This is a genomic window from Oerskovia sp. NPDC056781 (assembly GCF_042789955.1).
GTDB lineage: Bacteria > Actinomycetota > Actinomycetes > Actinomycetales > Cellulomonadaceae > Oerskovia > Oerskovia rustica.
The window spans coordinates 1-8,944 of record NZ_JBHUAD010000162.1 but is presented as its reverse complement, the minus strand read 5'-3'; the positions used below and the strand labels follow the sequence as shown (position 1 = coordinate 8,944).

Here is an 8,944-nt window from a genome sequence, read left to right as displayed (position 1 = left end):
ACTAGTTGTTTTCGGGGGTGCGGTCGTCGCTGCTTACCTCTGTGGCGGGCCCCCAACCCCACTCTCCCTCCTGCCACTTTTTTTTATCGGTTCGGGGGGGGGGGGGCGTGTAAACCACCCCCCCCCCCGCCACCCGACACTCTGTAGCACCTCCACCGCGCCGGCCGGGACGAACCCCGGACAGGCCGGCAGACGAAGGAAGTAGGACCACCTTGCTCGACGTCAATGTCTTCGACGAGCTGCGTATCGGACTGGCCACGGCAGACGACATCCGTGACTGGTCTCACGGCGAGGTCAAGAAGCCTGAGACCATCAACTACCGCACCCTCAAGCCCGAGAAGGACGGACTCTTCTGCGAGAAGATCTTCGGCCCCACCCGGGACTGGGAGTGCTACTGCGGCAAGTACAAGCGCGTGCGCTTCAAGGGCATCATCTGCGAGCGCTGCGGCGTCGAGGTGACGCGCTCGAAGGTGCGCCGTGAGCGCATGGGCCACATCGAGCTCGCCGCCCCCGTCACGCACATCTGGTTCTTCAAGGGTGTGCCCTCCCGCCTCGGTTACCTCCTCGACCTGGCGCCGAAGGACCTCGAGAAGGTCATCTACTTCGCCGCCTACATGATCACGTCGGTCGACGTCGAGGGCCGTCAGGAAGACCTCCCCAACCTCCAGAACGAGATCGACCTGGAGAAGAAGGAGATCACGGACCGTCGCGACAACGACATCAACACCCGTGCCCAGAAGCTCGAGGCCGACCTGGCCGCGCTCGAGGCCGAGGGCGCTCGCGCCGACGCCCGCCGCAAGGTCCGCGACTCGGCCGAGCGCGAGATGGCGTCGATCCGCAAGCGGTCCGACGCCGAGCTCGACCGCCTGGACCAGGTCTGGGACCGCTTCAAGAACCTCAAGGTCGCCGACCTCGAGGGCGACGAGATGCTCTACCGCGCCCTCCAGGACCGCTACGGGAACTACTTCGAGGGCTCGATGGGCGCCGCGGCGATCCAGAAGCGTCTCCAGGACTTCGACCTGGTCGCCGAGGCCGAGCTCCTGCGCGAGATCATCCGCAGCGGCAAGGGCCAGAAGAAGACCCGTGCGCTCAAGCGCCTCAAGGTCGTCAACGCGTTCCTGACCACCACCAACTCGCCCACGGGCATGGTGCTGGACGCCGTCCCGGTCATCCCGCCGGACCTGCGCCCCATGGTGCAGCTCGACGGTGGCCGCTTCGCGACCTCGGACCTGAACGACCTGTACCGCCGCGTGATCAACCGGAACAACCGCCTCAAGCGTCTGCTCGACCTGGGCGCTCCGGAGATCATCGTCAACAACGAGAAGCGCATGCTGCAGGAAGCTGTGGACTCGCTCTTCGACAACGGCCGTCGTGGTCGCCCGGTCACGGGCCCCGGCAACCGTCCGTTGAAGTCGATCTCCGACATGCTCAAGGGCAAGCAGGGTCGTTTCCGTCAGAACCTGCTCGGCAAGCGTGTCGACTACTCGGGCCGTTCGGTCATCGTGGTCGGCCCGCAGCTCAAGCTGCACCAGTGCGGTCTGCCCAAGCAGATGGCCCTCGAGCTCTTCAAGCCCTTCGTGATGAAGCGCCTCGTGGACCTGAACCACGCGCAGAACATCAAGAGCGCCAAGCGCATGGTCGAGCGTGCCCGTCCGGTCGTGTGGGACGTCCTCGAAGAGGTCATCACCGAGCACCCCGTGCTGCTCAACCGTGCACCCACGCTGCACCGTCTCGGCATCCAGGCCTTCGAGCCCCAGCTGGTCGAGGGCAAGGCCATCCACCTGCACCCGCTCGTGTGTGCCGCGTTCAACGCGGACTTCGACGGTGACCAGATGGCCGTGCACCTGCCGCTGTCGGCCGAGGCCCAGGCCGAGGCGCGCATCCTCATGCTCTCGAGCAACAACATCCTGAAGCCGTCGGACGGCCGTCCGGTGACCATGCCCTCGCAGGACATGATCATCGGTCTGTACCACCTGACGAACGACAAGAAGGACGCCGAGGGCGCGGGGCGCGCGTTCAGCTCGGTCGCCGAGGCCATCATGGCCTTCGACGCCGGCTCGCTGGACCTGAACGCCGAGGTCAGCATCCGCATGGACGGTCTGGTCTTCGCCGAGGGCGAGGCCCCTGAGGGCTTCGTCCCCGGAGAGCCTTTCGTCTTCGGGACGACCCTCGGCCGCGCGCTCTTCAACGAGACGCTGCCCGTCAGCTACGGCTACGTGAACGGCATCGTCGACAAGAAGAAGCTCTCGACGATCGTCAACGAGCTCGCCGAGACCTACCCCAAGGTCGAGGTCGCTGCCTCGCTCGACGCGCTCAAGGAGGCCGGTTTCCGCTGGGCCACCCGTTCGGGTGTCACCATCGCCATCTCCGACGTCGCGACCCCCGCGGCGAAGGCGGCGATCCTGGAGGAGCACGAGGCTCGTGCCCTGAAGGTGCAGCAGGAGTACGACCGCGGTCTGATCACCGACGACGAGCGTCGCCAGGAGCTCATCGAGATCTGGACGCAGGCCACCGACAAGGTCGCGACCGCGATGCGTGCGAGCTTCCCGGAGCGCAACACCGTCTACACGATGGTGGGCTCGGGAGCTCGTGGTAACTGGATGCAGGTCCGTCAGATCGCCGGTATGCGCGGCCTCGTGGCGAACCCGAAGGGTGAGATCATCCCTCGCCCGATCAAGTCCAACTACCGCGAGGGCCTCTCGGTCCTCGAGTACTTCATCGCGACGCACGGTGCCCGCAAGGGCCTCGCCGACACCGCTCTGCGCACCGCCGACTCGGGCTACCTGACCCGTCGTCTGGTCGACGTGTCGCAGGACGTCATCGTCCGCGAGGAGGACTGCGGCACCGAGCGTGGCCTGACGCTGCCCGTGGGCGAGAAGATCGGCGACCGTCTGGTCCGTCACGACAAGGTCGAGACGAGCATCTACTCGCGCACCCTCGCCTCCGACGTGGAGGACGCGGACGGCAACGTCATCGCCAAGGCGGGGGACGACGCCGGTGACCTGGTCATCGACGCCCTGCTCGCGGCCGGGATCGACACGGTCAAGGTCCGCTCGGTCCTGACCTGCGAGTCCCGCGTCGGCACGTGCGCCAAGTGCTACGGCCGCTCGCTGGCCACCGGCAAGCTCGTCGACATCGGCGAGGCCGTCGGCATCATCGCGGCCCAGTCGATCGGTGAGCCCGGCACGCAGCTGACGATGCGTACCTTCCACACCGGTGGTGTGGCCTCCGCGGACGACATCACGCAGGGTCTGCCCCGTGTGACCGAGCTCTTCGAGGCACGTACCCCGAAGGGTGAGGGCCCCATCGCGGAGTTCTCGGGTCGCATCACGATCGACGAGGCGGAGCGCACGCGCCGCATCGTCCTGACCCCCGACGACGGCTCCGAGGAGCTGGCCTACCCGGTGACGAAGCGTTCGCGCCTCCTCGTCAGCGACGGCGATCACGTCGAGGTCGGCACCCAGCTCGTCCAGGGCGCCGTCGACCCGAAGAAGGTCCTGCGCATCCTCGGCCCCCGCGCCACCCAGAAGCACCTGGTGGACGAGGTCCAGGAGGTCTACCGCTCCCAGGGCGTGGACATCCACGACAAGCACATCGAGGTCATCGTGCGGCAGATGCTGCGTCGCGTGACCGTGCTGGACTCGGGCGACTCGCAGCTCCTGCCGGGCGAGCTCGCCGAGCGTGGCCGCTTCGAGGACGCCAACCGTCGCGCGGTGTCGGAAGGTGGCCAGCCGGCTTCCGGCCGTCCCGAGCTGATGGGCATCACGAAGGCGTCTCTCGCGACCGACTCGTGGCTGTCGGCGGCCTCCTTCCAGGAGACGACGCGTGTCCTCACCGAGGCGGCGATGAGCGGTCGTCGTGACCCGCTCCTCGGCCTCAAGGAGAACGTCATCCTCGGTAAGCTCATCCCGGCCGGTACGGGTCTGCCCCGTTACCGCAACGTCGAGGTCGAGCCGACCGAGCAGGCCAAGACGGAGCTCTACCCGAGCTTCGGCTACGACGAGATCGACTTCCAGGGGCTCGGCATGGGCTCCGGCGAGGCGATCCCGCTCGAGGACCTGGACTTCGGCGACTACCGCTGATCCCGGTGCCGTGACCCGACGACCCTGCGTCGTCGGGCCACGGCGGACCGAGTAGCACAGGGGGTGGCCCCGGCGCGCAGGACGCGCCGGGACCACCCCTTCGCTCTTTGACTACCTGCCGCGTGGCAGGTAACGTAGTAGACCGTGCCCGCGCCGTCGTGCACGCTGTGTCGATTCCAGCGTGCCGATGTGAGTGCGCGAGCATTCCGGTGCTGAACTCTTCGGCCGATCCTCGGATCGGTCGCGAGCCCAGCCCGGACCATCGAGCCGGTGGTACGTGGCGATTGCGACGCTCTGCGTCGCAGGTGCCGTTTGCCGTCGGCGCCCACAGCCCGTTGAGACCACCGCCGGGGATCACCCCGGTCCAGCTCGAGAAGACACGGAGACGTAGTGCCTACGATCCAGCAGCTCGTCCGCAAGGGGCGGACCTCGAAGGCAGGGAAGTCCAAGACTCCCGCCCTCAAGGGTTCCCCGCAGCGGCGTGGTGTGTGCACGCGTGTGTACACCACCACCCCCAAGAAGCCGAACTCCGCACTGCGCAAGGTCGCACGCGTGAAGCTCTCGTCCCAGATCGAGGTCACCGCGTACATCCCCGGTGTCGGCCACAACCTCCAGGAGCACTCCATCGTGCTCGTCCGCGGCGGTCGTGTGAAGGACCTCCCCGGTGTCCGCTACAAGATCGTCCGTGGCGCACTCGACACCCAGGGCGTCAAGAACCGCAAGCAGGCTCGCAGCCGCTACGGTGCCAAGAAGGAGAAGAGCTAATGCCTCGTAAGGGCCCCGCCCCGAAGCGGCCGCTCATCGTCGACCCTGTCTACGGTTCCCCGGTCGTCACCCAGCTCATCAACAAGGTCCTCCTGGACGGCAAGAAGTCGACCGCCGAGGCGATCGTCTACGGTGCCCTCGAGGGTGTCCGCGCGAAGACCGACGGCGACCCCGTCGTCGTCCTCAAGCGTGCTCTCGAGAACGTGCGCCCGGCCCTCGAGGTCCGTTCGCGCCGTGTCGGTGGCGCGACCTACCAGGTCCCCGTCGAGGTGCGCCCCACGCGTTCCACGACGCTCGCGCTGCGCTGGCTCACGGACTACTCGCGCGCTCGTCGCGAGAAGACCATGACCGAGCGCCTCATGAACGAGATCCTCGACGCGAGCAACGGCCTCGGTGCCGCGGTCAAGCGTCGTGAGGACATGCACAAGATGGCCGAGTCCAACAAGGCCTTCGCGCACTACCGCTGGTAGTCCGCCCGACCGGCCCTGGGGGTTCACCCCCGGGGCCGTCGGCGGGTCCGGCCGGCTTCGGTAGAAGCAGCGCCCCCGACTCAACCCACACAAAGGGGAAGTACCCGTGGCACTTGACGTGCTGACCGACCTGAACAAGGTCCGCAACATCGGCATCATGGCCCACATCGATGCCGGTAAGACCACGACCACCGAGCGCATCCTGTTCTACACCGGGGTGAACTACAAGATCGGTGAGACGCACGACGGCGCATCGACGACCGACTGGATGGAGCAGGAGAAGGAGCGCGGCATCACGATCACGTCTGCCGCCGTGACCTGCTTCTGGAACAAGAACCAGATCAACATCATCGACACCCCCGGCCACGTGGACTTCACGGTCGAGGTCGAGCGCTCCCTGCGTGTGCTCGACGGCGCTGTTGCTGTCTTCGACGGCAAGGAGGGCGTCGAGCCCCAGTCCGAGACCGTCTGGCGCCAGGCCGACAAGTACAACGTCCCGCGCATCTGCTTCGTCAACAAGATGGACAAGCTCGGCGCGGACTTCTACTTCACGGTCGACACGATCGTGAACCGCCTCAAGGCCAAGCCGCTGGTCATCCAGCTGCCGATCGGCTCCGAGAGCGAGTTCACGGGCGTCGTCGACCTGCTCGAGATGCGCGCACTCGTGTGGCGCGGCGAGACGAAGATGGGCGAGGCCTACGAGATCGAGGAGATCCCCGCGGACCTCCTCGAGAAGGCGCAGACCTACCGTGCCGAGCTCGTCGAGAACGTCGCCGAGGCCGACGAGGAGCTCCTCGAGAAGTACCTCAACGGTGAAGAGCTGACGATCGCGGAGATCAAGTCCGCGATCCGTAAGCTCACCGTCTCGGGCGAGGCCTTCCCGGTGCTCTGCGGCTCCGCGTTCAAGAACAAGGGCGTCCAGCCCATGCTCGACGCGGTCATCGACTTCCTGCCGTCGCCCCTCGACGTCCCGGCCATCAACGGCCACGACGTCAAGGACGAGGAGAAGATCGTCGAGCGCCACCCCGACGCCACGGAGCCGTTCTCGGCCCTCGCGTTCAAGGTCGCCTCGCACCCGTTCTTCGGCAAGCTGACGTACGTCCGCGTCTACTCCGGCCAGGTCACGCCGGGCACCCAGGTGCTCAACGCGACCAAGGGCAAGAAGGAGCGTCTGGGCAAGATCTTCCAGATGCACTCCAACAAGGAGAACGCGGTCGAGCTCGGCAGCGCCGGCCACATCTACGCGTTCATCGGCCTCAAGGACACGACGACCGGTGACACCCTGTGTGACATCGCGAACCCGGTCGTCCTCGAGTCGATGACCTTCCCGGAGCCCGTCATCGACGTGGCCATCGAGCCCAAGACGAAGGCCGACCAGGAGAAGCTCTCGGTCGCCATCCAGAAGCTCGCCGAGGAGGACCCGACCTTCCGCGTCAAGCTCGACGAGGAGACCGGCCAGACCGTCATCGGCGGCATGGGCGAGCTCCACCTCGACATCCTCGTCGACCGCATGCGTCGCGAGTTCAACGTCGAGGCCAACGTCGGCAAGCCGCAGGTCGCGTACCGCGAGACGATCCGCCGTACCGCGGAGAAGATCGACTACACGCACAAGAAGCAGACCGGTGGTTCGGGGCAGTTCGCCAAGGTGCAGGTCACCTTCGAGCCTCTCGACCTGACCGAGGGCGGCGAGCTCTACGAGTTCAAGAACGCCGTCACCGGTGGTCGCATCCCGCGTGAGTACATCCCGTCGGTCGACGCCGGTATCCAGGCCGCCCTCCAGCTGGGTGTGCTCGCCGGCTTCCCGCTCGTGGGCGTGAAGGCTACGCTCATCGACGGCGCGTACCATGATGTCGACTCTTCGGAGATGGCGTTCAAGATTGCCGGCTCGATGGTCCTCAAGGAGGGCGTCAAGCGGGCGGACCCGGTTCTGCTGGAGCCGGTCATGGCGGTCGAGGTGCGTACGCCCGAGGAGTACATGGGCGACGTGATCGGTGACCTCAACTCTCGTCGCGGCATGATCCAGTCCATGGAGGACGCGACGGGTGTGAAGGTCGTCCGTGCTCAAGTACCGTTGTCCGAGATGTTCGGGTACATCGGTGACCTGCGGTCGAAGACCCAGGGTCGCGCTGTGTACTCGATGTCATTCGACAGCTACGCCGAGGTTCCTCGGAACGTTGCCGAAGAGATCATCAAGAAGACCCGGGGCGAGTGAGTCCCCACAGGTCGAAGACCCTGTAACAACCATCAACCTGTAGCGACCCGCACGCCCCGCAGATGTCTTGTGCATCTGCATCGTTCGGCACAACTACCCAAGTCCCAGGAGGACCCCAGTGGCGAAGGCCAAGTTCGAGCGGACCAAGCCGCACGTCAACGTCGGAACCATCGGTCACGTCGACCACGGTAAGACGACGCTGACGGCAGCGATCTCGAAGGTGCTGCACGACAAGTTCCCGGACGTGAACCCCGAGTTCAAGTTCGACGAGATCGACAAGGCGCCGGAAGAGAAGCAGCGCGGTATCACGATCAACATCGCGCACATCGAGTACGAGACGGACAAGCGTCACTACGCTCACGTCGACGCTCCCGGTCACGCCGACTACATCAAGAACATGATCACCGGTGCTGCTCAGATGGACGGCGCGATCCTCGTGGTCGCGGCGACCGACGGCCCGATGGCCCAGACGCGTGAGCACGTTCTGCTCGCCCGCCAGGTGGGTGTCCCCTACCTGCTGGTCGCGCTGAACAAGTCCGACATGGTCGAGGACGAGGAGATCCTCGAGCTCGTCGAGATGGAGGTGCGCGAGCTCCTCTCCTCGCAGGGCTTCGACGGTGACGAGGCCCCCGTGGTCCGCGTCTCCGGTCTGAAGGCTCTCGAGGGCGACCCCGAGTGGGTCAAGTCCGTCGAGGCGCTCATGGAGGCCGTGGACGAGAACGTCCCCGAGCCCGTCCGTGAGCTCGACAAGCCCTTCCTCATGCCCGTCGAGGACGTCTTCACGATCACCGGTCGTGGAACCGTCGTCACCGGCAAGGTCGAGCGCGGCACCCTCGCGGTCAACTCCGAGGTCGAGATCGTCGGCATCCGCAACCCGCAGAAGACCACGGTCACGGGTATCGAGACGTTCCACAAGCAGATGGACGAGGCTCAGGCCGGCGACAACACCGGTCTGCTGCTCCGCGGCATCAAGCGCGAGGACGTCGAGCGCGGCCAGGTCGTCGTCAAGCCGGGTTCGATCACCCCGCACACCGACTTCGAGGCTCAGGTCTACATCCTGGGCAAGGACGAGGGTGGGCGTCACAACCCGTTCTTCTCGAACTACCGTCCGCAGTTCTACTTCCGCACCACGGACGTCACCGGCGTCATCACGCTGCCCGAGGGCACCGAGATGGTCATGCCCGGCGACAACACCGAGATGACGGTCGAGCTGATCCAGCCGATCGCCATGGAGGAGGGCCTCGGCTTCGCCATCCGTGAGGGCGGCCGTACGGTCGGATCGGGCCGTGTCACGAAGATCATCAAGTGATCTTCTGATCCCCTGATCCATCCCGGCAGCACCTGAGCCTCGCGCTCGGGGGCCCGGGGAGGATTGACCGAAGGGCCCGGGTACCGCAAGGTACCCGGGCCCTTCG

General features: G+C 66.1%; 5 protein-coding genes. All 5 read left to right on the top strand.

The features are described from left to right. Positions 1–212: 212 nt before the first annotated feature. The 5 genes from ACFRCR_RS13545 (at position 213) to tuf (ending at position 8,838) form a co-directional block, all read left to right on the top strand. Positions 213–4,082 (top strand): DNA-directed RNA polymerase subunit beta', encoded by a 3,870-nt coding sequence (locus ACFRCR_RS13545; protein ID WP_138825553.1) that lies wholly within the window; start codon positions 213–215, stop codon positions 4,080–4,082. Between the two features lie 390 nt (positions 4,083–4,472). Then, entirely contained in the window at positions 4,473–4,847 is a 375-nt protein-coding gene (gene rpsL / locus ACFRCR_RS13540; RefSeq protein WP_030151943.1) for a 30S ribosomal protein S12, read from the top strand. Beyond that, complete coding sequence (gene rpsG / locus ACFRCR_RS13535) at positions 4,847–5,317, top strand: 30S ribosomal protein S7 (protein WP_030151942.1); 471 nt, start codon at positions 4,847–4,849, stop codon at positions 5,315–5,317. The genes rpsL and rpsG overlap by 1 nt, the downstream gene beginning before the upstream one ends. A 106-nt stretch (positions 5,318–5,423) precedes the next feature. Then, positions 5,424–7,529, top strand: a complete 2,106-nt coding sequence (gene fusA, locus ACFRCR_RS13530) for an elongation factor G (RefSeq protein ID WP_377678212.1) — start codon at positions 5,424–5,426, stop codon at positions 7,527–7,529. Between the two features lie 118 nt (positions 7,530–7,647). Further along, positions 7,648–8,838 (top strand): elongation factor Tu, encoded by a 1,191-nt coding sequence (gene tuf / locus ACFRCR_RS13525; RefSeq protein WP_030151940.1) that lies wholly within the window; start codon positions 7,648–7,650, stop codon positions 8,836–8,838. Positions 8,839–8,944 lie beyond the last annotated feature (106 nt).

What these genes read in the sequence shown, in the direction of transcription:
- rpsG (WP_030151942.1), top strand. Translation starts at nt 4,847, where the DNA reads ATGCCTCGTAAGGGCCCCGCCCCGAAGCGGCCGCTCATCGTCGACCCT.